This is a genomic window from Flavobacterium sp. SORGH_AS_0622 (assembly GCF_030818825.1).
Lineage (GTDB): Bacteria > Bacteroidota > Bacteroidia > Flavobacteriales > Flavobacteriaceae > Flavobacterium.
This window is the reverse complement of sequence record NZ_JAUTAX010000001.1, coordinates 4368718-4391587: the sequence shown is the minus strand read 5'-3', so window position 1 is coordinate 4391587 and position 22870 is coordinate 4368718. Positions and strand designations below refer to the sequence as shown.

Annotated in this window: 19 protein-coding genes; 17 read left to right on the top strand and 2 right to left on the bottom strand. The window is 33.0% G+C overall.

What is annotated here, in order from left to right; all coding sequences use genetic code 11:
* The first annotated feature begins 208 nt into the window (after positions 1 to 208).
* The 4 genes from QE431_RS18705 to QE431_RS18690 all read left to right on the top strand — a co-directional run bounded on the left by QE431_RS18705 (position 209) and on the right by QE431_RS18690 (position 5841).
* Complete coding sequence (locus QE431_RS18705) at positions 209 to 919, top strand: hypothetical protein (RefSeq protein ID WP_307299076.1); 711 nt, start codon at positions 209 to 211, stop codon at positions 917 to 919.
* 461 nt (positions 920 to 1380) lie between these two features.
* A complete protein-coding gene (locus QE431_RS18700) occupies positions 1381 to 4230 on the top strand; it encodes a SusC/RagA family TonB-linked outer membrane protein (RefSeq protein ID WP_307299073.1) in 2850 nt (949 codons plus the stop codon).
* Positions 4172 to 4447: a hypothetical protein gene (locus QE431_RS18695; protein ID WP_307299069.1), complete on the top strand. Its 276-nt coding sequence runs from the start codon at positions 4172 to 4174 to the stop codon at positions 4445 to 4447. The genes QE431_RS18700 and QE431_RS18695 overlap by 59 nt, the downstream gene beginning before the upstream one ends.
* Positions 4448 to 4464: 17 nt before the next feature.
* Positions 4465 to 5841, top strand: a complete 1377-nt coding sequence (locus QE431_RS18690; protein ID WP_307299067.1) for a SusD/RagB family nutrient-binding outer membrane lipoprotein — start codon at positions 4465 to 4467, stop codon at positions 5839 to 5841.
* 71 nt (positions 5842 to 5912) lie between these two features.
* Here QE431_RS18690 and QE431_RS18685 read toward each other — a convergent pair whose 3' ends face one another.
* Positions 5913 to 6815 (bottom strand): DUF6607 family protein, encoded by a 903-nt coding sequence (locus QE431_RS18685; RefSeq protein WP_307299064.1) that lies wholly within the window; start codon positions 6813 to 6815, stop codon positions 5913 to 5915.
* A gap of 103 nt (positions 6816 to 6918) precedes the next feature.
* Between QE431_RS18685 and QE431_RS18680 the strand changes: the two genes are divergently transcribed.
* The 13 genes from QE431_RS18680 to QE431_RS18620 all read left to right on the top strand — a co-directional run bounded on the left by QE431_RS18680 (position 6919) and on the right by QE431_RS18620 (position 21888).
* Positions 6919 to 8709: a TonB-dependent siderophore receptor gene (locus QE431_RS18680; protein WP_307299061.1), complete on the top strand. Its 1791-nt coding sequence runs from the start codon at positions 6919 to 6921 to the stop codon at positions 8707 to 8709.
* Positions 8675 to 9034 carry a hypothetical protein gene (locus QE431_RS18675; RefSeq protein WP_307299058.1) on the top strand — a complete coding sequence of 120 codons (360 nt, stop codon included), beginning with the start codon at positions 8675 to 8677 and terminating at the stop codon, positions 9032 to 9034. Before QE431_RS18680 ends, QE431_RS18675 begins: the two co-directional genes overlap by 35 nt.
* Before the next feature lie 18 nt (positions 9035 to 9052).
* Positions 9053 to 10477 carry an HmuY family protein gene (locus QE431_RS18670; protein ID WP_307299055.1) on the top strand — a complete coding sequence of 475 codons (1425 nt, stop codon included), beginning with the start codon at positions 9053 to 9055 and terminating at the stop codon, positions 10475 to 10477.
* 279 nt (positions 10478 to 10756) lie between these two features.
* Complete coding sequence (locus QE431_RS18665) at positions 10757 to 12235, top strand: SGNH/GDSL hydrolase family protein (RefSeq protein WP_307299053.1); 1479 nt, start codon at positions 10757 to 10759, stop codon at positions 12233 to 12235.
* A gap of 89 nt (positions 12236 to 12324) precedes the next feature.
* Positions 12325 to 13653 carry a GDSL-type esterase/lipase family protein gene (locus tag QE431_RS18660; protein WP_307299049.1) on the top strand — a complete coding sequence of 443 codons (1329 nt, stop codon included), beginning with the start codon at positions 12325 to 12327 and terminating at the stop codon, positions 13651 to 13653.
* 1 nt (position 13654) lies between these two features.
* A complete protein-coding gene (locus QE431_RS18655) occupies positions 13655 to 15337 on the top strand; it encodes an MBOAT family protein (protein WP_307299047.1) in 1683 nt (560 codons plus the stop codon).
* Positions 15338 to 15604: 267 nt separating this feature from the next.
* Positions 15605 to 16957 (top strand): signal recognition particle protein, encoded by a 1353-nt coding sequence (ffh, locus tag QE431_RS18650; RefSeq protein WP_057114816.1) that lies wholly within the window; start codon positions 15605 to 15607, stop codon positions 16955 to 16957.
* A 126-nt stretch (positions 16958 to 17083) separates the two neighbouring features.
* Entirely contained in the window at positions 17084 to 17971 is an 888-nt protein-coding gene (locus QE431_RS18645; protein WP_057114815.1) for a bifunctional 5,10-methylenetetrahydrofolate dehydrogenase/5,10-methenyltetrahydrofolate cyclohydrolase, read from the top strand.
* Between the two features lie 284 nt (positions 17972 to 18255).
* Positions 18256 to 19224, top strand: a complete 969-nt coding sequence (locus QE431_RS18640) for a magnesium transporter CorA family protein (protein ID WP_307299042.1) — start codon at positions 18256 to 18258, stop codon at positions 19222 to 19224.
* Between the two features lie 301 nt (positions 19225 to 19525).
* Positions 19526 to 20140, top strand: a complete 615-nt coding sequence (locus QE431_RS18635; protein WP_307299040.1) for a hypothetical protein — start codon at positions 19526 to 19528, stop codon at positions 20138 to 20140.
* A 4-nt stretch (positions 20141 to 20144) separates the two neighbouring features.
* On the top strand, positions 20145 to 20435 hold the full coding sequence (locus tag QE431_RS18630) for a transcriptional regulator (RefSeq protein WP_057114812.1): 291 nt from the start codon (positions 20145 to 20147) through the stop codon (positions 20433 to 20435).
* A gap of 60 nt (positions 20436 to 20495) precedes the next feature.
* Complete coding sequence (locus QE431_RS18625) at positions 20496 to 20777, top strand: hypothetical protein (RefSeq protein WP_307299037.1); 282 nt, start codon at positions 20496 to 20498, stop codon at positions 20775 to 20777.
* Entirely contained in the window at positions 20737 to 21888 is a 1152-nt protein-coding gene (locus QE431_RS18620) for a DUF4173 domain-containing protein (protein WP_307300572.1), read from the top strand. The genes QE431_RS18625 and QE431_RS18620 overlap by 41 nt, the downstream gene beginning before the upstream one ends.
* A 42-nt stretch (positions 21889 to 21930) precedes the next feature.
* Here QE431_RS18620 and rluF read toward each other — a convergent pair whose 3' ends face one another.
* Positions 21931 to 22764 (bottom strand): 23S rRNA pseudouridine(2604) synthase RluF, encoded by an 834-nt coding sequence (gene rluF / locus QE431_RS18615; RefSeq protein ID WP_307299034.1) that lies wholly within the window; start codon positions 22762 to 22764, stop codon positions 21931 to 21933.
* Positions 22765 to 22870: the final 106 nt, after the last annotated feature.

Here is a 22870-nt window from a genome sequence, read left to right as displayed (position 1 = left end):
AGAATTTTGGTGAATGAATTTTCGTGTAAAAAACAGAAAATATCATTTGGATATATGGTTTTTATAATTATGTTTACAGTAAGAAATTTATTGATAATTATAGTTGATAAAGCTAACGAATATAAGCTTTTTTTCATTTTTACTGTTAAAAAAAATAATCGAGGAAGCTGAAAATCGTAAGAGTAGGCAAAATTTTAAACCCAAAAACATGATTAAAAAACCTTTACTATTAATGATGCTCTTTTTTGCTTTTACAGCAATGAACGCACAAGATTTAATTGCTCCATCTTATGGATTTTCACACAACAAAACAGCTTATATCACTTTGGCTGATGGAACTGAAATTAGCGGAACTATTCGTGATATCGACAGAGACAAAGGATTAATTGAATACATTAAATTGCAAGACGCAGCAGGAAAAAAACACAAACTAAAACCAGAAGATATTAAGTTTATGTATTTACCGCCAAGCGGACTTGATAACCTGACTAAAAAACTAGACTTTATTTCAGATTATCAAAAGTGGAGCGATGATAAATTGAACCAAGAATATATAAAAGAAGGTTACGCATATTTTGAAACTGCTGATGTAAAAATCAAAAAGAAAAATTCGAAATTATTAATGCAGCTTTTAAACCCTGGGTTTAGTAAAGAATTTAAAATCTACTGTGATCCGCACGCAAAAGAGACTGCTTCTTTAGGAGTTGGCGGTGTAAAGTTTGTTGGGGGAGATGCTAAATCTTACTATGTTGCCAAAAAAGATTCACCAGCATTTTTGCTTAAGAAAAAGGAATATAAAAAAGAATTTGTGCCATTATGGGGAGGCTGTGAGAAAGTAATTGCTGCAAATCCTGAGCCAAAATGGACAGACTTGACAAAGCATGCCATCTCATATTCTGAGTGTGCAGAAGCAAAATAATATTGTTTGAAAGATTCATCTTTAAATTTAAAATGCAAAAAAAGCCGATAGTTATAGCTATCGGCTTTTTGTTTTAAGAACAGCCCCTAAAAAAATCAAAAGTATCAGAATAAGACATTTTTTTATCTCAATAAAGAGCCGGTATATGAATTAATGATTTTTCGTGTTAATTTTGCGCTCGAAAAAAGATAACTTTTGAAGCTTTCACCCCAACTGCTGTCAATTATTACAGACAATAAATTACAATACCTCCTTATATTCATTTTTAACTATTTTGAATTAGTAACCCTTTTAGTGAGAAATAATAAGGATTACCGTCTAATTAATTTTAGGCGGTTTTTTTATTTTCATCTGATTAATTGTAAGAATAACTTTTAATTTTTACTTGTTAAAAAGAAATAAATTCTTGTTAAAATTAAATTAATTTTATAAGTTGCGCCCCTTAATTCAAATTAACTATAATGAAAAGAAAGATTAAAGGATTTGCAATTCTTGTATTCTTGTTTACTGTCCAATTATTTTTTGCACAGGAAAAAGCAGTTTCAGGAATTGTATCGGATGGAAGCGGACCAATTCCAGGTGCGAATGTTGTTGTAAAAGGAACTAGCAATGGAGTTCAAACCGATTTTGATGGAAAGTATAAAATTAAAGCCAAGACAGGAGATGTTATTGTGTTTTCTTACATGGGTATGAAAGACCAATCTATTACAGTTGGTAATTCGTCTACTGTAAATGTCAAAATGCAGGATGGTGGAGAACAATTAGAAGAGGTTGTTGTAACTGCACTGGGAGTTAAAAAAGAAGAAAAAAAATTGGGTTATGCAGTTTCAAAAATTACTTCGGATGAAATAACTAAGTCTGGAGAACAAAATGTTTTGCAGGCGCTGGCTGGAAAAGCTGCCGGTGTTCAGGTTATAGGTACTGGTGGAACGCCAGGTGCTTCTAGTAAAATAATCATTAGAGGAGTAAATACCATTAAAGGAAATTCAGATCCTCTGATTGTTGTTGATGGTATTCCTATTGACAATACAACAAGTCAAACTAGTGCTGGTGATAATCCATTTAATGCAAACTTGTCTGGTATTAATAACTCTAATCGTGCACTGGATATTAATCCTGATGATATCGAAAGTGTATCAGTACTTAAAGGTCCAGCGGCGGCTGCATTATACGGTGAGAGAGCAGGTAACGGAGTTATTATCTATACAACAAAAAAAGGTAAAAGCGGAAAAAGTTTAGGAATCGATTACTCAACTGCATTGGCGATTGATCATGTTAGTCAATTGCCTGCTAGACAAAATAAATATGTTCAAGGTACAAGTGCCACAGCGACTGCTGTAAATCCAAACACTCCTCAAAGCTGGGGACCTTCAGCAGAGTCATTAAATATTCCGATGTATAACAATGTTAAGAATTTCTTTCAGGAAGGATTAACCTTTACAAACAATATATCTTTTTATGGTGGTAATGAAAAAGCCACTTATAGAGCATCATATGGTAATGTTACACAAACAGGTATGATTCCTGAAACAGGATTAAAAAGAAATACTTTAAGAGTTGTTGGAGATCTAAAATTAAATGAAAAATGGAAAACAGGTGGTAGCTTGCAATATACTCATACAACCAATACATTAGCCCAAAATGGAAGTAACTCTTCTGGTGTAATGTTAAGTTTGCTTCGTTCTCCTTCAAATTATGATCTAAGAAACTATAAAGATGAAGAGGGTAATAATATGAACTATTATAACTCGTATGATAATCCATATTTTACAGTTAATGAAAATCCCGCGACAAGTGATGTAAATCGTGTTTTTGGAAATATGTACCTTACTTATTCGCCAGCAGCTTGGTTGTCCCTTACTGCAAAAGGAGGTATAGATACTTATTCTGATTATCGAAAACAAGTTTATGCTATTTCATCTAATGGAGATAATCTTGCTGGTATGGGAGAAGTTGCTTTCAATAATATTAATAACAAACAATTTTATGGTGATTTTATAGCAACAGGATTATTGCCTTTAAAATCAGAATGGCTAAAGATAAATTATACTGCCGGACTTAATTTACGTTCTTCTCAGAACACAGATGTTTTTTCTCGAGGAAAAGATCTTGCAGTGAGAAATCTTTATAATTTGTCAAATGCGACACAATTGTACGCATCAAACGCAGAATCTAATGTGATGTCCAGAGCTTTGTTTGGACAATTAGAATTTGATGTTAAGAATCAACTTTTTATTACAGGATCGCTTAGAAAAGAATGGTCTTCTACGTATGGAACAGATGCAAATAGCGCTTTATTCCCAGCTGCTTCTGCTTCATGGGTTTTATCAAGCTCTTTTGATTTACCAGAATGGATAAACTTTATGAAAATGACTTACGGATATGGAGAAGTGTGTATTGCTCCACAACCGTACTACACTATAAGTACATTTTCTCAGCCATTTATGACAGATGGTTTTACAGATGGTTTAAGTTTTCCTTACAACGGTGTAAACGGTATGGCTGTTTCGGGGGTTTTAGGGAATCAACAATTAAAACCAGAAAGAGTATTAGGACATGAACTTGGTTTTAATACTAAGTTTTTAGAAAATCGCCTTTCATTCGATTTAAATCTATATTACAAAACATCTAAAGATTTATTAATAGAATTGCCACTGCCGCAATCAAGCGGATATGCATTGGTTTACCAAAATGCGGCTGAATTGGTTAATAAAGGTATTGAGGTTGAACTTGGCTATGATATTTTCAAAAAAAATAATGCATTTCAATGGAATATTAATTTGAATTGGTCTAAGAACGAAAATAAAGTGACTGACATATACGGAAACTTAGATGAGATTTCTATTGAAACTGCTTTTGGTTCTATTGGATATTATGCTGTAAAAGGACAACCATTAGGAAGTTTTTATGGAACAAAATGGAAACGTGATGAAAATGGACAAAAAATAATTGGATCTAATGGTTTACCAATAGTAGCAGATGAAACTGGAAATTTAGGGAATTCTGCTCCTAAATGGACAGGAGGTTTAAGAAACACATTTACTTATAAGAGAGTTACTTTGTCAGGATTGCTAGATTTTAGACACGGTGGAGTTGTGTATAATGGTACACTGGCAAGATTACACAATTTTGGTGTTTCTGAAGCTTCTGCAGATAGAGAGCATAATTATATTATTGATGGTGTGAAACAAGATGGAACTCCAAATAATATTGCAATATCGGCTAAAAATTATTACCAAAAATACTTAGGAGATGGTGGAGGTGGCTGCAGAAGAAGCTGTAACAGATGTGAACTGGATAAGACTTCGTGATATTACATTAAGTTATGATTTTAATGTGAAAAAATTCACGGCTATTAATTCGGCTCAACTGTCATTTACAGGTAGAAATTTATGGCTAAATACTAATTACAAAGGTGTTGATCCAGAAACGAGCTTAACAGGAGCAGGTTCAAAAATTAATGGATTAGATTACTTTAATAATCCTGGAAGTAAATCATTTATAATGTCTCTTAAAGTCGGATTTTAAATTCTAAATTAATAAAAATGAAAAAATATATAAAATGTGTAATTCTGGCCACTATAGGTTTTGGCCTTTTTACAAGCTGTCAATCTGAATTAGACCACTTTAACGAGAATCCAAATTCATCTATTTCAACTACGCCGAGTTTATTGCTTTCTGCAATGGAAGTTTCTACTTTTTCAACACATACAACTGGGTTGATTAGAACTTCAAATATTTTAGATCAGCATCTTGCTGGGACAAGCGTAGGGCAGTTAGGAGATATTCAACGTTACTTTATTAGCGAGCAGGATGTAAATAACGAATGGAATACTTTGTATAGTACAACTTTAATGAATGGTTATATCTTAAATCGTGATTTTGCTACTCATTATCCCTACTATAATGGTATTGGCCAAGTTTTAACCGCGATAAATTTGGGTTATGCAACTGATCTTTGGGGAGATGTTCCTTATGATGAGGCTTTTAAAGCTGATCAAGGAAATAGAGCTCCTAAATATAATACTCAGCAGGAAATTTATGAGAGATTGCAAAGTATCTTGGATGATGCGATTGTGAACTTACAAAAAACAGAGTCAAGTAATCTTACTGTTCCTGGAGATGACGATTACATATTTAATGGAAATACCAAAAAATGGATTCAAGTTGCTTATGTCTTGAAAGCAAGATATGCCTTACGATTAACACAGGTTGATTCGCAGGCAGCACAAAAAGCATTAAGTTATATTGCCGCTTCAGGAATAAGTTCAATTGGCGATGATGCTAATACTTTTTTCCCTGGAACATCAAACGGTCTCAATCAATGGTATGCCTTTGAAAATAGTCGTGCAAATTACTTAAAAACAGGAGCATATTTCGTAAACTCTTTAAAAGAGTCTGATGATCCGAGATTGTCATTTGCAATTGCTAAAGACAAGAATGGTAATTATACAGGCAACGCGGCAGATGATTTAGATACTACTTCATCTTCTTATATTGGTCCTGCATTTGCGAGTGCGACTTCTTCAATTGGATTGGTGACATATGCAGAAGCCAAATTCATAGAAGCTGAAGCGAAATTTAGATTGGGACAAGATGCAGCACAATCATTAAAAGATGCAGTAGCGGCATCTGTATTAAAAGTTACTGGTAGTGCAGCAACGACAGATTTTTTATCGGCAGCAACTGCTACAGTAAATTTAGAGACAATTATCCAACAAAAATATCTTGCTCTTTTCTTAACTATGGAACCCTATAATGATTACAGAAGAACTGGTTTCCCTGTGTTAGACCCAAACCAATCATCAAATATAAAGTTTATTCCTCTAAGGCTTCCAACGCCATCTGATGAAAGACAATATAATCCAAATGCTACGGTAGTTAGTAATGTTACAACCAATGTGTGGTGGGATAAAAATTAAACAATTTATATAGCATTAAAAAAGCCGGAAGTCTCAAAACTTCCGGCTTTTTTAATAACAACTAATTCTAATTACTTAACAAATTTGTCAATGATTTTATCTGTTTCTGCTTTAGCAGTATCTGGTTTTAAATCAAATAATAGAGAGTAAAGAGCTTTTCTGTCTACTTTAGCTTCTAAGTTTAAATCTTTATGTCTGTCGAAAAGGGTCTGCCATTTGTCACGAACATTTTTCCAAAGTGCATTGTTTTCTTTCCACCATTTTTGAGCAGCAATACATTTAACATCTGGAACTTTAGTGTAAACATCAAATCCTTTTTCTTGCGCTAACAAAACATCTTTTCCTGCATCGTCACGAACCAATTTATCGTTGTCTTGCTCATGGTTCCATCCTGTAGCAGTGATTTCGTGAATATTTCTTCTTTTTAAAACATTGTAATCGTTACGTTTTGTCTGCTCTCTTCTAGGAAGCGGAGCATCAGCAACGTTTGCCCAGTAATCTTGTCCATCAACGTGTACCCAAGTTGAAGATCCTTCATATCTCGGACTGTCATCTACTTGATATACTTTTTGAGTCCATTGTCCCTTAACCGCTTTTTTGTCTAGCTTTTTGTATTTCCAAGAAGTTCCTTTGTTAAAAGAATACAAGTCTGTGTTTTCGTATAGCCAGTCTTGCCTCCAGTGTTTGATAATCATATCGTCACTTACAATTAGTAAATGCTGCATAACAATTTTGTTAGGAGTATCTTCTAATAATTCCACCCATTCTAAAGCAGATTCGTGTTTTGTTTCAGATGGTTTATAAGTAAGAGAATCTTTTGGATATGAGAAGGTTTCTGTAAAATTAAATTTCACTTCATAACAACCGCACATAGATTTAATCGATTTTATGTCTTGTTGTTTTTTGTCCTGACTAAAACCAAGACCACATGTTAAAGCCATAGCGGCTGACAAAAAAAGGCTTTTTGAAATCATAACTTATTGTTTTGTTTTAAATTTTGGCAAATATATAAATTTTATTTAGAACAATTAAAAATAGTTATATATTTGCACCTGTTATTAAGACTGAATAAAAATAATGAAAATAAATTTTACCCTTTTTGCTGGACTTCTTTTTTGTACTTGTTCTTTTGCTCAGCAAAAAGACACTATTAACTCACAGGAAAAATTATCAGAAGTTGTTGTTACAGGACAATTTGAGCCACAATCCATAAAAAAATCCGTATTTAATGTTCGAGTGATTTCAAGTAGAGATATTAAAAATTTAGCAGCAAATAACTTGGCTGATGTTTTAAATCAGTACTTAAATATTACGGTTAGACCAAGTGGCACAAGTGGTCGTTCTACAGTTTCTTTATTTGGTTTAGATGCTCAGTATTTTAAAATTCTAGTAGATAATGTTCCGTTAGTAAATGAAGCTGGTTTAGGAAATAATACAGATTTATCACAGATTAATTTAGACGATGTTGAGCGAATTGAAATAGTCGAAGGATCGATGGGTGTAGTTTATGGGGCTAATGCTGTAAGTGGAGTTTTAAATATTATTACAAAAAAATCGTCAATACATAAATGGAATATTACAGCTGCTGTACAAGAAGAAACGGTTAAAGATGAATATGCACTTTTTGATGAAGGTCGTCATATCCAATCGTTGAGAGTTGCCCATACATTTAATGATAACTGGTTTGTGAGTGTTGGTGCTAATAGAAACGATTTTCAAGGATTTTTAGACGATAAAAATGGAAAAGATTACGATGTTAATGACCAAACTCGTGGATACAGATGGCTGCCAAAAGAACAACTAAATGGAAATGCCTTAATTGCTTACAATAAAGGTTCATTTAAAGTTTTCTATAAGTTTGAATACTTAGATGAAGATGTTGACTATTATAATGCTACAGTACAGTCAGGTTACAATCCAGTATTAGGATCTTATACATATGCTGACGATATGAGGTATTTTACTAATAGATATTTTCATAATTTAAATGCAACAGGAAAACTTTTTACGAGATTAAACTACAATATATCGCTTTCTCATCAGAAACAAGAACGTAATGTTGAAGACTTTAAATATTATTTTCAGAATAAAAGTGAAAAAGAAAATGTTACTACAAAAGACCAATCGATGGAAGTTCTTTACTCAACAGGAACTCTAAGTAACTTTTTTACAAACAAAAAATATGATCTGCAAGTTGGATATGAATTTGTAAACAATCAAGGTTACTCTTTGATTCAAGAGGGAAATAATCTTTTTTCTCCTGTCAGAAAGACTCTTGAAAATTATGATTTCTTTGTTTCCGCTGAAATTATGACAACTGAGAGATTTTCTATACGTCCAGGATTAAGATTCTCAGCGCAGTCTAAATTTAAAGATCAATATGCATCCTCACTTAATTTAAAATATTTATTTGATAAAGGAATTGAACTTAGAGGTTCTTATGGTTCATCATTTAGAACACCGACTTTTGAAGAACTATATTCCAAATTAATTTTTGACGGACATTTCTTTACAGGAAATGAAAACTTGATACCAGAAACTAGTACTTCATTTGAAGCCAGTTTAAAAAAATCATCTTTTATAGGTTCACGCTTGCAAGTTTCAAACACATTTGCGGGAAGCTACCTAGATGTTAATGATAGAATTGATATGGCTTTGATACGATACAATCCAGATACAGGAAATCCAGAATATCAATATATAAACATCAGTAAATACAAAATGTGGAATTTCTCTACAATGAATCAATTTAGGTATAGAGATTTGACATTCAATATTGGAGCAGCTGTAGTTGGTGTTTCTAGAAAAATAGAAAATCAAGTATTTACATCAGATGACAAATTTTTTGTACTCTTTCAATGTCAATAGTAGTGTTTCTTACTTAATACAAAAATGGGGGACAATATTTTCTGCCTACTACAAATACAACGGAAAGTCACAGCAATTTATAGAAGGATCTTCAGGATATATTATATCTGATATCGATCCAAGTAATTGGCTTGATGCAAGTATTAGAAAGACTTTCTTCAAAAATCAGCTTGATGTTACAATTGGAGCGAGAAATATTTGTAATGTGACGAATGTTAGGCAGACAAACACGAATCAATCTGCTGGACATGCAGGAGATTCAAATGTAATGCTCGCTTATGGGCGCTCTTATTTTATCAGACTTTCATATAATCTTAATCTTTAAATATAAACTAAAATACAAATGAAAAAACTATTATTCTTATCACTTTTCGTGTTATCATTGGTCTCTTGCTCAAGTGATGACAACAATACGGCTGAAATTAATGGAGTTGCTTTTGCATCAACCTCATTGAATTTAACTGCTGCTGAAACGCCTATCGTGATTAATTTCGCAATACCAACAGCAACTGCAGGATCTTTGACACTAACTTACGTAGAAAATGCTGTTGTTGAAGGAACTGACTTTTCTACTATACCAGCTGCTACTGCAAAAACAATCGTAGTTCCCTTTGAAAAAAATGTTTCTTCTGTAAGTTTTACTTTTAAGAAATTAAAAGAAGCTATTGAAGGAGAAGTTAAAAATGTTGTTTTCACAATTTCAAGCAATACTATTAATGCTATTTTAGGTGAAAATAAAACAGTTCAAGTTAATTTTAATGAGACAGCTTATACGGGCGGTGTTTTAGCTGCAAGTGTTGGAGGACCAAATCAGCCAAATCAACTTTATCTTGATTTTAGTTCTGGTATAACTAAATCTGTAAATAGAGCGACTTGGGATTTTGGTTTCAATTCAGGAAGTGAATTTAGAGTTATAATAAACGGATCAGTTAAGATGGCTGTTAAAAAATTAGAAACATCTGACATCACTTTACCTCAGGAAGTTGATGCTAACGTAAGCGTAGGTGCAGGAACAACAGCTGCTTCAAACGGCTTTGTTGATAATCCAACAGGCGTTTTAACAGGTGCAGGTGCAGGGATAGGAACTGCTATTGCTGAAGTTTCAGCTACAGATGCTGATAATAAAGTATATCTTGTTAATATGGGCGCTTTGGTTGGGACTAAAGTTGCAGGAACTGGAGGAGTTGAAGTTGATGGAGAATCAAGAGGTTGGAAAAAAGTTAGAATTTTAAGAAATGGAACTGGTTATAAAATTCAATATGCTGATTTAGCATCTACTACTTTTACTGAAAAAACAATTTCTAAAGATACTGCTTATAATTTTACATTTTTTAGTTTAGCTTCTGGAAATACTGTTTCTGTTGAACCTGAAAAAGCTAAATGGGATTTAAACTTTACAGTTTTTACAAATTACCTAAATATGGGTAGTGGTGATGTAACATATGGATATGCTGATTTTATTACTAGTAACTCAAGAGGAGGGGCAAAAGTTTATCAAGTTTTAGTTTCTACTGGAGGATCTTATGCTGATTTTACAAAAGCAAAAATTGTTGAAGATAACTTTAAAGCTTCTGAGACAGATCAAAGAATAATTGGGGCAAACTGGAGAAACGGTGGAGGACCAACTACTTTACCAAGCATCAGAACAGATCGTTTTTATGTAGTTAAAGATGCTGCTGGAAACTACTACAAAGTAAGATTTCTTACAATGCTAAATGAAGCAAGTGAAAGAGGAAATGTTACTTTAGAATATGCTATCTTAAAATAATTTTAAAATGAAAATCTAAAAAATATAAAGAGTATTTCATTCTAAAATTATAAAGCATCGCATTAAAATTTAGTTAATCATTAGCTTTGTTTTTTTTATTTTTTTTTGATAAAGAGGTTAGATTTATCTAGCCTCTTTTTTTTGATCTAGTTTCTTACTAAAATGAATTAGAAACAAAATGTTATTCTATCTTTGCACAAGTTTTTCCTGCAATAAATTAACGATAACTTAATTGGTTTAATTTTTGTACAGCAGTTCTTCATATTTTATAATTATAAAGTGAATACAAAATCTTATTTTTTTCAGTCTTTTGCGATTGTAGCGTTAGCGCTGGTTGCCTTTATTGGATTCAAACAAATCCTTCCAGATAAAATATTTTCAGAAAGTAAACTAGATTCTAAAAACATATTAATCGATAGTCTGCTTTTAGAGTCTGTGGCCAAAGATTCTCTTTCTTTGGATGATGATAGTATTGCTGAAAGCGAAAAAAAGCTAAACAACCAAAAAATTGTTTACGATGAAACTGAGGGAATCGAATTTCCTGCAGAAACTTTTGAGAATTATAAAGGTTTTCAATATCTGATTCCTTTTTACGAAAAATTATATCAGTTAGAGAAAAATCCGCAGAACAAAGTTAGAATTGCTTATTACGGAGATTCTATGACAGATGGAGATTTAATCGTTCAGGATGTGCGTGCCAATTATCAAGAACGTTTTGGAGGAAATGGAGTTGGATTTGTTCCAATTACTTCAGAATCGGCTGCATCGCGAGGTTCTGTAAAATCTACTTATTCTAAAAACTGGAAAACACAGTCATATTTAAATGTCAAAAAACCAACAAGCCCTTTTGGAATTAACGGTCACGTTTTTTTTGCAAACGATCCGTCAAATCCAACATGGGTTCAATACGAAGCGGGACTTAAAAAGTTTTCTACTTCTTTAGATAACGCAACCCTGTTTTACGGGCGATCCTCTAAAACAGGAAAAGTTAATTTTATCATTGGCAAAGACACTATTAAAAAGAATCTTTCTCCAAACAATTTAGTCAACACAATAAAGGTATCTTCTGGAAGTTTAAAAGCTTTTAAAGCTAATTTCGTACATGCAGATTCAATTCCGATTTACGGATTTAATTTTGATAACGGAATGGGAGTTCACGTTGATAATTTCTCGCAAAGAGGAAACTCAGGACTTCCAATATCAATGTTCAATGCAGATGTCATGAGAGCTTTTAATAATAATCTGAATTATGATTTAATTATTCTGCATTACGGAACAAATGTTTTGAACTACGGAACCAAAAATTATTCTTGGTACGAAAAAGGAATGACTAAAACAGTAAATAAAATAAAAGAATCTTTTCCAGGTGTTTCCATCCTGATTGTTTCTACAGCCGATAAATCGACTAAATATGAATTGGAAATGAAAACCGATTCTGCAGTAGTTCCATTAATGAAAGCTCAAAAACATTATGCACTTGAAACCGAATCTGGATTTGTAAATTTATATACTTTAATGGGCGGAGACGGATCGATGATAAAATGGGTGGATGAAACTCCGGCAAGAGCCAATAAAGATTACACGCACTTTAACCAGCGTGGCGCAAAAGCAATTGGTAATTTGTTGTACGGACAATTAAACAAAGGATACGAAGAATATAAAGTACTCAGAGAAAAGAGAGATTCTAATACGAATAAGCAGAGAACCGTAAGGAAAGCTAAGGCCGATTCCGTTTCCGTAACAAAAGACAGTGTATGATAAATAAACTTATTGTTTTCTTTTGTTGTCTTTTTTTCTTGAATAATGAAAAGACTTCAAAAACAGATGTACATCCAATACATAAAAGCATGATTCAGAAAATTGATACTGCAGCGGCCGACGCACCTTTAGAAGGGCAATTTTATAATGCGAAAGTATTAAAAAGTTTTTTTCAGAAATTAGAAAAAAATGAAGATCAGAAAAATCAGAAAATCAATATTGTACATATTGGAGATTCGCACATTCAAGGTGATTTGATGACGAATGAGATCAGAAAGAACTTGCAGCAAAAATTTGGCAACGCAGGACGTGGTTTAGTATTTCCATATCAATTAGCTAAAACAAACGGATCTTATAATGAGCGTTTCAATTCGAATCGAGTTTGGGAAAGCTACAGAAATATTTATCCCTTTAAAAATAATCCAGTTGGATTAAGCGGGATTGGACTTTGGAGAGATTCTGGCGGATTTGTAATGGAAATGAATATAAAAGATCCTGCTTATAAATTTAATACCATAAAAATTATAACTCCAAAAAATCAGAATATGTTTGATTTGGCGGTTTCCTCTAAGGTTAATTCAATTCAAACCACTGAACGAAAAGTTATAACGCATAAAATAAAAAAAGGCGAAGTACTTGGAACCATTGCAGATAAATATAATGTTTCGGTCGCTGAAATAAAAAGAGACAATCGATTAAAGTCAAATAATATTCGTGCGGGGAGAACTTTAAAAATTTCGACTAATGAAACAAGGGCAAAAACAATTTCTATGTCTGAGTTTGTTCCTTTACCGATAGAATCAGATTCGTATTCACATTATTACAATTCCGACAATGCTTTAAGCCGAATTTTTTTGATTCCGAATAAAGAAGCTTCAAATTATGAGTTAAACGGACTTGTTTTAGAAAAAGATTCCCCTGGGATTCTATACAGTGGTATAGGAGTAAATGGAGCCAAGTTTTCAGATTATAATAAATATCCGTTATTTTTTGAACAACTAAAAGCATTGCATCCAGATTTGCTTGTTTTTTCATTAGGAACAAATGAAAGTTATGAACATTTAGATTCAGGAAATTACATTAAAGAATTGCGAGAGTTTATAAATAATATCAAAGCGCAGAAAATAGATGCACCGATAATAATTATGACACCGCCGCCATCTTTGCTAAGAAGAAAGCCCAATACCTATATTGATGATTACACCAGACAAATTATTGAAATAGCCCAAAAAGATGGTTTTGCAGTTTGGGATTTGTACGATGAATTTGGTGGAATGAGTGGCATCAAACAGCTAAAAGTGCAAGGGTTAATTGGACCGGATTGGGTTCATTATTCCAAAAAAGGATACGAGAAACAAGGAAATTTGTTTACGCAGGCGTTTTTAAAAACATACGATAATTTTAAATTAAAGAATTAAGTTGACAACAATAGATAGCATTAATAATTGGTTCATTCAAAATTTTGGTGCAATTACAACAGAACAAGTTAAAAGCTGGTTTGTTTACAATCCAGACGAAAAACTTTTATTTAATACCGGTTTATTCCTAGGCCTATTTTTAGTTTTCTATTTTGTGTATGGTTTTTTACGCAAAACATTTTATTTGAGATTAACTTACGTTATTCTCTTCTCATTATTCTTCTATTACAAATCGAGCGGGATTTATTTCCTGCTATTATTGCTTTCATCTGTTGTAGATTATGGTTTGAGCCAGATAATTTACAAGGAAAGCAGAGATGGTGTAAAGAAACTTTATTTGGTTATTAGTGTGATTTTAAATTTAGCACTTTTAGGCTATTTCAAATACATGAACTTTTTGATTGTGACTTACAATGATATGTTTCATGGTAATTTTGCACTTCATAATGTTTTTCTTCCTGTCGGAATTTCGTTCTACACTTTTCAATCGATGAGTTATATAATCGAGATTTATAGAGAAGAAATCAAGCCTACAAAAAATTATATCGAATATTTATTCTTCGTGTCGTTTTTCCCGCAGTTAGTTGCTGGACCAATTGTGCGTGCAAAAGATTTTTTACCTCAGATTTACCAAAAATTAAACCTAACAAAACAAGATGTAAACAATGCTTTGTTTTTGATTATTGGAGGTTTAATTAAGAAAACAGTAATATCAAATTATATTTCGGTAAACTTTGTCGATCGTGTTTTTGATACGCCGATGACCTATACTTCGTTTGAAAATTTAATGGCTTCTTATGGATACGCCATTCAGATTTATTGTGATTTCTCTGGATATTCAGATATGGCAATTGGTATTGCGCTATTACTTGGATTTAAATTACCAGTCAACTTTAGAACGCCATATAAATCAACTTCGATTACCGATTTCTGGAGAAGATGGCATATCTCACTTTCGACTTGGTTAAAAGACTTTTTATACATTTCTATTGGAGGAAACAGACAAGGTTCTTTCGCAGGATATTTATTCCCAAGTTTATTTTTCTTTGGATTATTGCTATGGGGAATTTCAAATTATAATGAAAGTGTAATTCCGCTTATTATTGCAGGAATAAGTATTTTAATTTTCGCTTTATCATTTTTACTTTCAAGCAAAATAAAACAAACCTTAGTAACCAATTTTAATTTGTTTACTACTATGCTTTTGGGCGGTTTGTGGCATGGAGCAGGAGCACAGTTCATTGTTTGGGGAGCACTTCACGGATTAGCTTTGGCAGTTCATAAAATTTTCATGGAATTCTTTCCTTCAAAAAAAGACAAGAGCCCAAATTTCCTATGGAGATTTTTCTCTATTCTAATTACATTTCATTTTGTGGTTTTCTGCTGGATCTTTTTCCGCGCAAGAGATTTCGAAACAGCTTTGCAGGTAATTAATAATATTGGTCAATTAACATTTGAACCAGAACTTTGGAAAACAATTATTCTAGGTTACAAAAATGTATTCGGATTAATGCTTTTCGGTTACGTTTGGCATTTCTTACCAGAATCGTTCACAAACGGAATGAAATCTGTTTTCGACAAAACACCATTATTAGTAAAAGCAATAATTCTCGGATTTGTTTACTGGATTGTTTACGCGACAGCAGTAGCAGGTTCACAGCCGTTTATTTACTTCCAATTTTAATTTTAAAGGTACAAAGGTTCATAGCCGCAAAGGCACAAAGGCGCAGAGGTTTTAATCTTTGCGCTTTTTTTGTTTGCCACGAAGACGCTAAGGCACGAAGTTTTTTGTTTTATGCAGATTTAGCAGATGTTGGTAGATTTCTTAAATATAAATTATAACAATCTGCTAAACTTTGCGCCTTTGTGTCTTTGTGGCTATGAACCTTAAAAATAAATTGCCTGAAATATCTAATTAGATTATCTTTGCACTTCAAATAAAGAAAATGATATGTTTGATAATTTAAGTGATAAGTTAGATAAAGCGTTCCATATATTAAAAGGACACGGTAAAATTACAGAAGTAAACGTTGCCGATACCTTAAAAGAAGTTCGTCGTGCCTTACTTGATGCCGATGTTAACTTTAAAATTGCTAAAGATTTTACGGCTAAAGTAAAAGAAAAAGCAATTGGTCAGGACGTACTTACAACCTTACAGCCAGGACAATTATTAGTTAAACTGGTAAAAGACGAGTTGACAGAATTAATGGGAGGAGATGTTGCTGGTATTAACTTATCTGGAACTCCAACTGTTATTTTAATGTCAGGACTTCAAGGTTCTGGTAAAACTACTTTCTCTGGAAAATTAGCTAATTTTCTAAAAACTAAGAAAAATAAAAAACCACTTCTTGTAGCCTGTGATATCTACCGTCCGGCGGCGATTAATCAGTTACATGTTGTAGGAGACCAAATAGGTGTTGAGGTTTACTCAGAACCAGAAAATAAAAATCCTGTAGAAATTGCTCAAAACGCAATTAAGCATGCCAAAGCAAACGGATTCAATGTTGTTATTGTCGATACAGCAGGACGTTTGGCAGTAGATCAGGAAATGATGGATGAAATTGCACGTGTTCACAAAGCAATTCAGCCGCAAGAAACATTGTTCGTTGTCGATTCTATGACAGGACAAGATGCTGTAAATACAGCGAAAGCATTCAACGATATCTTGAATTTTGATGGAGTTATTTTAACGAAATTAGATGGAGATACTCGAGGTGGAGCAGCACTTTCTATTAAATCTGTTGTAAATAAACCAATCAAATTCGTAGGTACCGGCGAGAAAATGGAAGCAATTGACATTTTCTACCCAGATCGTATGGCTGAGCGTATCCTTGGTATGGGAGATGTTGTGTCTCTTGTAGAAAGAGCTCAGGAACAATTTGATGAAGAAGAAGCTAGAAAACTTCAAAAGAAAATCGCTAAAAACGAATTCGGTTTTGACGACTTCTTAACGCAGATCCAGCAAGTAAAGAAAATGGGTAACATGAAAGACTTGGTAGGGATGATACCAGGAGCTTCAAAAGCCATGAAAGATGTTGAGATCGAAGATGATGCTTTCAAACATATTGAAGCAATTATCTACTCGATGACGCCAGCCGAAAGAAGCAGACCAGCTTTAATTGATGTAAAAAGAAAAGCCAGAATCGCTAAAGGTTCGGGAACTAAAGTCGAGCAGGTAAATCAGTTAATGAAGCAGTTTGACCAAATGAGCAAGATGATGAAGATGATGCAGGGACCAGGCGGAAAAAATCTGATGAAAATGATGGGAGGCATGAAAGGAATGCCAGGAGGAATGCCGAGATAATAAAATTAAAGTTTCAAGTTTAAGGTTTCAAGTTAAGAGACCAAAACTTGAAACTTTTTTGATATAGTAAATATGAGTTTCGTTTAACTTGAAACTTTAAACCTGAAACAAAAATAACAAAACACAATGCAGCTACTAGACGGTAAAAAAACATCTAACGACATTAAAAACGAAATTGCAGCCGAAGTTCAATCTATAAAAGCAGCTGGAGGAAAAGTGCCTCATTTAGCAGCAGTTTTAGTTGGAAATAATGGCGCAAGTTTAACTTACGTAGGAAGTAAAGTAAAATCATGTCAGGAAATCGGATTTGATTCAACTTTAGTAAGTCTGCCAGAAACCATTACCGAAGAAGAACTGCTGGAAAAAATAAAAGAGTTAAACGAAGATGATAATCTAGACGGATATATCGTTCAGCTACCGTTGCCAAAACATATTGACGAGCAAAAAATCTTATTGGCAATCGATCCAGATAAAGACGTTGACGGATTTCACCCAACGAATTTTGGAAGAATGGCACTTGAAATGGAAAGTTTTATTCCAGCAACACCATTTGGAATTATGGAATTGCTAGAGCGTTACAAAGTAGAAACTGCAGGAAAACATACCGTTGTAATTGGAAGAAGCCATATCGTAGGACGACCAATGAGTATTTTAATGAGTCGTAAAGGAAATCCAGGTGATTCTACAGTTACGTTAACTCACAGCCGTACAAAAGACTTAGCCGAATTCACTAAAAACGCCGATATCATTATTACAGCTTTAGGTGTTCCAGAATTTTTAAAAGCTGACATGGTAAAAGACGGAGTAACAGTTATTGATGTGGGAATTACTCGTGTGGAAGATGCATCAAACGCAAAAGGATACGTTATCAAAGGTGACGTAGATTTTGACGGAGTAAGCAAAAAAGCATCTTTCATTACACCAGTTCCAGGTGGAGTAGGACCAATGACAATTGCTATGTTACTTAAAAATACACTATTAGCAAGAAAAATGAGAAGCGCAAAAAATAAGTAATTTTGTTTCAAAATAATAAAAAGCCTGTTCAATTGAACAGGCTTTTTTTGTGATAAGCTTTCTAACACCATAGTTATGTGAATTGATACAAATGAAATGCCTTTTCAAAACTAGCATATCTATGATTCTATGTGTTTAAAAACCACTTAAAAGCACCATTTTAATATATTATTAATACTTTAAAGTTTCGGTTCTTAAAAATAAAGGATACTTTTGCACCACTTAAAAAACACTTCTCCAAATGGACGATTATTATTATTCGTTAGTATTAAATTAAGCAGCTTTTGAAAATTTCAAAATGCTGCGATAAAATCCTGTATTTTGAAATGAAAGCCTTTTACACAAACAACAACGGATTGATCGAAATCCCAAAATGGACTTCTAATTGCTGGATTCATATCGAATCTGCAACAGAAACAGAAAAAAACTACTTACTAGAAGAACTTCAAATTCCCGAAGCATTTTATAATGATATTGAAGATATCGACGAAAGACCTCGTATAGAAGTCGAAGATGGCTGGACATTGATAATCATGCGAATCCCCATTAAAAGTGGTGATATCAAAATACCTTTTCATACAGTGCCTCTCGGAATAATTTTTAAAGACGATATCTGTGTCACAATCAGCTTTTATAAAACAGAAATAATAAAAGATTTCGTTGCTTATTCGCAACGTAAAAACATCGAAATCGAAGATAATTTCAATTTGGTGCTAAGATTACTTTTATCATCAAGCGTTTGGTACTTAAAATATCTGAAACAAATCAATCAAAAAATAAAATTGGCAGAAGATAATTTAGAGAAATCTATTAAAAACGAAGAATTACAGGCCCTGCTTCAAATCGAAAAATGTTTTGTATTCTTTATAACCTCTTTAAAAGCAAATGACGTTTTATTTCAAAGAATTAAAAATCTAAAAGCCCACAAAGCCAATTACGATCCTGAATTACTAGAAGATGTCGAAATCGAATTAAATCAGGCGCAGGATACGGCCAATATTTACAACAACATCCTAACTGGAATGATGGACGCTTATGCTTCGGTTATTTCAAATAACATGAACAATATCATGAAGCAGATGACCTCCATTTCGATCATATTAATGATTCCAACCCTAATCGCCAGTTTGTACGGAATGAACGTGCCAAACGGATTAGAAGAAAGCAAATACGGAATCTGGATTCTGCTTTTAGTTTCCATTATTTTATCTTCTTTCGGAGTGTTTTTATTCAAAAGAAGAAGATGGTTTTAATTTAAAATTCAAAATAGTAAAAGTCTGTTCGTTAAGAATGGGCTTTTTCGTTTTTATAATTTGGGCGTGACCACGTTTGCAAAAAGGCGCACCAATCTTTGTGCGTATGTGCGCCTTTCTGCAAACCCGGTCGGGCTATCCGCGCTACTTTGGTAGCTTGCTCCTATCCCTCACGCAGCTTTGCGAATAATAGACCTAACAAGTTTTAAACCCTGTTAAGTCTTGTTGAAATAAAAAAAATCATTTTTTCATTTGTCAATTCAAAATAAATAATAACTTTGTATCGCAAAGTACTTTAATTATGAATCAAAAGCACCAAGAAGATTTAGCACATATTCGTTCCATGATGGAGCGCTCTTCAAGATTTATATCATTAAGCGGACTTTCAGGAGTTTTCGCTGGTCTCTCGGCTTTAATTGGCGGAATCTATGTTTACCAGTTGTTCAAAGCAAACGGAATGGATTATCTAAACGATGAACATAGATTGTATTCTACAAATCTCGTTTCAGAATTATTCTGGATCGGAATCACAATTTTAGTATTTGCATTTGCATTTGGAATCTTTTTCACCATTCGAAAAAGCCGAAAATACAATTTGCCAATCTGGACTTCAGCAACAAAAAAGATGTTGTTCAATCTAGCTGTTCCGCTTTTAGCTGGGGGAGTGTTTTGCTTGGCAATGATGTACCACGGTTACTTTGGTTTAGTGGCACCATCGACATTAATATTTTACGGATTAGCCGTTATAAACGCAGAAAAATATACATTTTCAGATATTAAATATCTAGGTTTTTCGGAACTTATTTTAGGATGTATTTCACTTTTTTACATAGGATATGGTTTGATTTTCTGGATTTTAGGATTCGGAATCCTGCATATTGTATACGGATTAGTGATGTTCAAAAAATACAAATAACCCAATGGGAATTATTGATAAACTAAATAAAGATTTTGAAAGCCGTGTCAGACTGGGTATTATGTCCGTTCTGATGGTTAACGACTGGGTAGATTTTACCGAGATGAAGACACTTTTAAATATCACTGATGGTAATTTAGCGAGTCATTCCTCTGCTCTTGAAAAAGCGGGTTATATAGAAGTAAAAAAAGAATTTGTGGGCAAAAAGCCAAAAACCTCTTATCAAGTGACAGATTTAGGTCGAGCTGCCTTCAAAGAGCATTTATCATACCTTGAAAAATTAATGAAATCATAAATAACACTATTTTTTTACCTAAAAACTTTGAATTACAAAGTACTTTTAAATTTATCAATCATGAAAAAACATCAAATTATCTTAGCTTGTACAGCAGTTTTTATACTGCTTTTTTACAACGAATCTGTTGGAATCAATATTTCTATATTTGGCGTTTTGCTAACGCTTTTGATTAGTTATTTCTTTCAGGAAAAGTTTGTAGACCGATCACATCTTGTTCTCGTAATGACTTCAATTTTATCTTGTTTCGGCTTTTGCATGGTATGGCGACGCGGCATCTTTTTTTGCTTTAGCATTATCAATCCTCTTTTTACAATTCAAAACCCAAGATGGAGAACTTAAAATGATTCAGGTTTTCCCTCTAATAGTCTTAAACGGATTTACTTCTATTGGCCGAATTTTTATCTTTAAGCAATGGCTTCCAGAAAGAAAAATCCATAATGATTTTGCTAAAAAACTAGTTGCCTTTGTTCTTATTCCAGTGATCTTCTTAGGATTGTTTTTTATTGTTTATTCTTTCGGAAGTGATCATTTCTCTTCATTATTTACAGATTATGAATTGGATATTAATTTACCACAATTAATTGCAATGTGCATTTTGGGATTTTACATCTCGTTCAGTTTTTGGAATTATTGGGTGCCAGATGTTTGTTATGAGTACAATCCAAAATTAAATAATGATTTTACCAATATTTCTGAAGTAAAAAATCAAAGCACATTTTCGTTTCTAGATCTTGATTTTGAGAGAAAAAGCGGTGAAATCACATTGGTTTTATTGAATATCATGCTTCTGGTTTTTATCGGAACTTACAATTATGAGCAATTTTTTGAAGTGGTGAAAAAGACAAATTTAAGTTCAGATATACATGAGCGTGTAAATGCAGTGATCTTTTCAATTCTTATGGCTGTTGGTGTAATTTTGTTTTACTTTAAGGGTGGTTTTAACTTTGATGAGAAAGCCTCTTCTCTGAAAAAATTAGCAAAATTATGGATTACCCTAAATGTGATTTTAATAATAAGTGCCATTATCAAAAACTCAGAATACGTTTCTTTCTATGGCCTAACTTATAAGAGACTGGGAGTTTATGCTTTTCTAATTTTGGCAATTATTGGATTAGTTGTTTCACTTCAAAAAATTCGCAATCAGAAAACGAATGCTTACCTTTTCAATCAAATGATTTGGTATTTCTATGGAACAATTCTGTTATGCAGTTATGTAAATTGGGGAAGTCTCATTACAAACTATAATATTTCTGTAAACAAAGGAGTAGAGCCCGTTTTTTTAAGCGGATTAAATTTTAATGACGATGCGCGACGCGAATATCTTAGAAAAAATAATTTAGATGGAAAATATGCAGAAGCGGTAAGAGAAGAATTGATTTCAAATTATCAAAATGCAAACTTTTTATCTAAAGCTTTGTATTATGAGTTTTTGAATGAAAAGAATAAGTAAATAAAAAATCCCATTCACTAAAAACGAATGGGATTTTCTTTTTTATTTATTATCTCCCCTTTTTTTAAATCGAGGATCATGTTTTGAGATAAAATTTTTTCTTCTAGTTGGAGTGGAAGCTGAAGACGAAGTTTCAACTTTAGGAAAACTCGCCTCTTCAGTTTTGCTAGAAGGCTCAATTAACTGATTTAATTCTTTTATCTCATCATCCGTTAAATCGCGATAACGCCCGACAGGAACATCCAAAGAAATATTGATGATTCGGATACGTTTAAGCGCCGTCACTTCATAACCGAGGTATTCGGCCATTCTTCTAATTTGACGGTTTAATCCCTGTGTTAAAATGATTTTAAAGGTATATTTACTGATTTGTTCTACTTTACATTTTTTGGTAACAGTGTCCAGAATCGGAACACCATTTCCCATACGCTGAATAAAACGATCTGTAATAGGTCTGTCGACAGTAACGGTATATTCCTTTTCGTGATTGTTTCTGGCACGTAAAATTTTGTTTACGATATCACCGTCATTTGTCATGAAAATTAATCCTTCACTGGCTTTGTCTAATCTCCCAATAGGGAAAATACGTTTCGGATAATTAATATAGTCTACGATATTATTTTTAACTTCAAGATTGGTTGTACACTCAATTCCAACAGGTTTGTTAAATGCGAGATAAACCAATTTTTCATGTTTTTCGACAATTAGTTTGCCGTCAATACGTACTTCGTCATTTGGAGAAACTTTAGTTCCCATTTCTGGCACAGCGCCATTTATTGTTACGCGTCCTTCTTCGATTAATTTATCGGCTTCACGACGAGAACAATAGCCCGTTTCGCCAATAAATTTATTAAGACGTTTTAGATTTTCTTCCATAATGCAAAAGTAGCTAAAATTTAGGACTTCTTAGATTGTTAGACTTCTTAGAATTTTAGATTTTGTTAAGCAAAGTTTAGAATACTAGCAAATCAGAATCTAAAAA

What these genes read in the sequence shown, in the direction of transcription:
- QE431_RS18690 (WP_307299067.1), top strand. Translation starts at nt 4,465, where the DNA reads ATGAAAAAATATATAAAATGTGTAATTCTGGCCACTATAGGTTTTGGC.
- QE431_RS18685 (WP_307299064.1), bottom strand. Translation starts at nt 6,815, where the DNA reads ATGATTTCAAAAAGCCTTTTTTTGTCAGCCGCTATGGCTTTAACATGT.
- QE431_RS18635 (WP_307299040.1), top strand. Translation starts at nt 19,526, where the DNA reads ATGAATCAAAAGCACCAAGAAGATTTAGCACATATTCGTTCCATGATG.
- QE431_RS18700 (WP_307299073.1), top strand. Translation starts at nt 1,381, where the DNA reads ATGAAAAGAAAGATTAAAGGATTTGCAATTCTTGTATTCTTGTTTACT.
- QE431_RS18660 (WP_307299049.1), top strand. Translation starts at nt 12,325, where the DNA reads ATGATTCAGAAAATTGATACTGCAGCGGCCGACGCACCTTTAGAAGGG.
- QE431_RS18645 (WP_057114815.1), top strand. Translation starts at nt 17,084, where the DNA reads ATGCAGCTACTAGACGGTAAAAAAACATCTAACGACATTAAAAACGAA.
- ffh (WP_057114816.1), top strand. Translation starts at nt 15,605, where the DNA reads ATGTTTGATAATTTAAGTGATAAGTTAGATAAAGCGTTCCATATATTA.
- rluF (WP_307299034.1), bottom strand. Translation starts at nt 22,764, where the DNA reads ATGGAAGAAAATCTAAAACGTCTTAATAAATTTATTGGCGAAACGGGC.
- QE431_RS18670 (WP_307299055.1), top strand. Translation starts at nt 9,053, where the DNA reads ATGAAAAAACTATTATTCTTATCACTTTTCGTGTTATCATTGGTCTCT.
- QE431_RS18705 (WP_307299076.1), top strand. Translation starts at nt 209, where the DNA reads ATGATTAAAAAACCTTTACTATTAATGATGCTCTTTTTTGCTTTTACA.
- QE431_RS18680 (WP_307299061.1), top strand. Translation starts at nt 6,919, where the DNA reads ATGAAAATAAATTTTACCCTTTTTGCTGGACTTCTTTTTTGTACTTGT.
- QE431_RS18675 (WP_307299058.1), top strand. Translation starts at nt 8,675, where the DNA reads ATGACAAATTTTTTGTACTCTTTCAATGTCAATAGTAGTGTTTCTTAC.
- QE431_RS18630 (WP_057114812.1), top strand. Translation starts at nt 20,145, where the DNA reads ATGGGAATTATTGATAAACTAAATAAAGATTTTGAAAGCCGTGTCAGA.
- QE431_RS18695 (WP_307299069.1), top strand. Translation starts at nt 4,172, where the DNA reads ATGGTGGAGGTGGCTGCAGAAGAAGCTGTAACAGATGTGAACTGGATA.
- QE431_RS18625 (WP_307299037.1), top strand. Translation starts at nt 20,496, where the DNA reads ATGAAAAAACATCAAATTATCTTAGCTTGTACAGCAGTTTTTATACTG.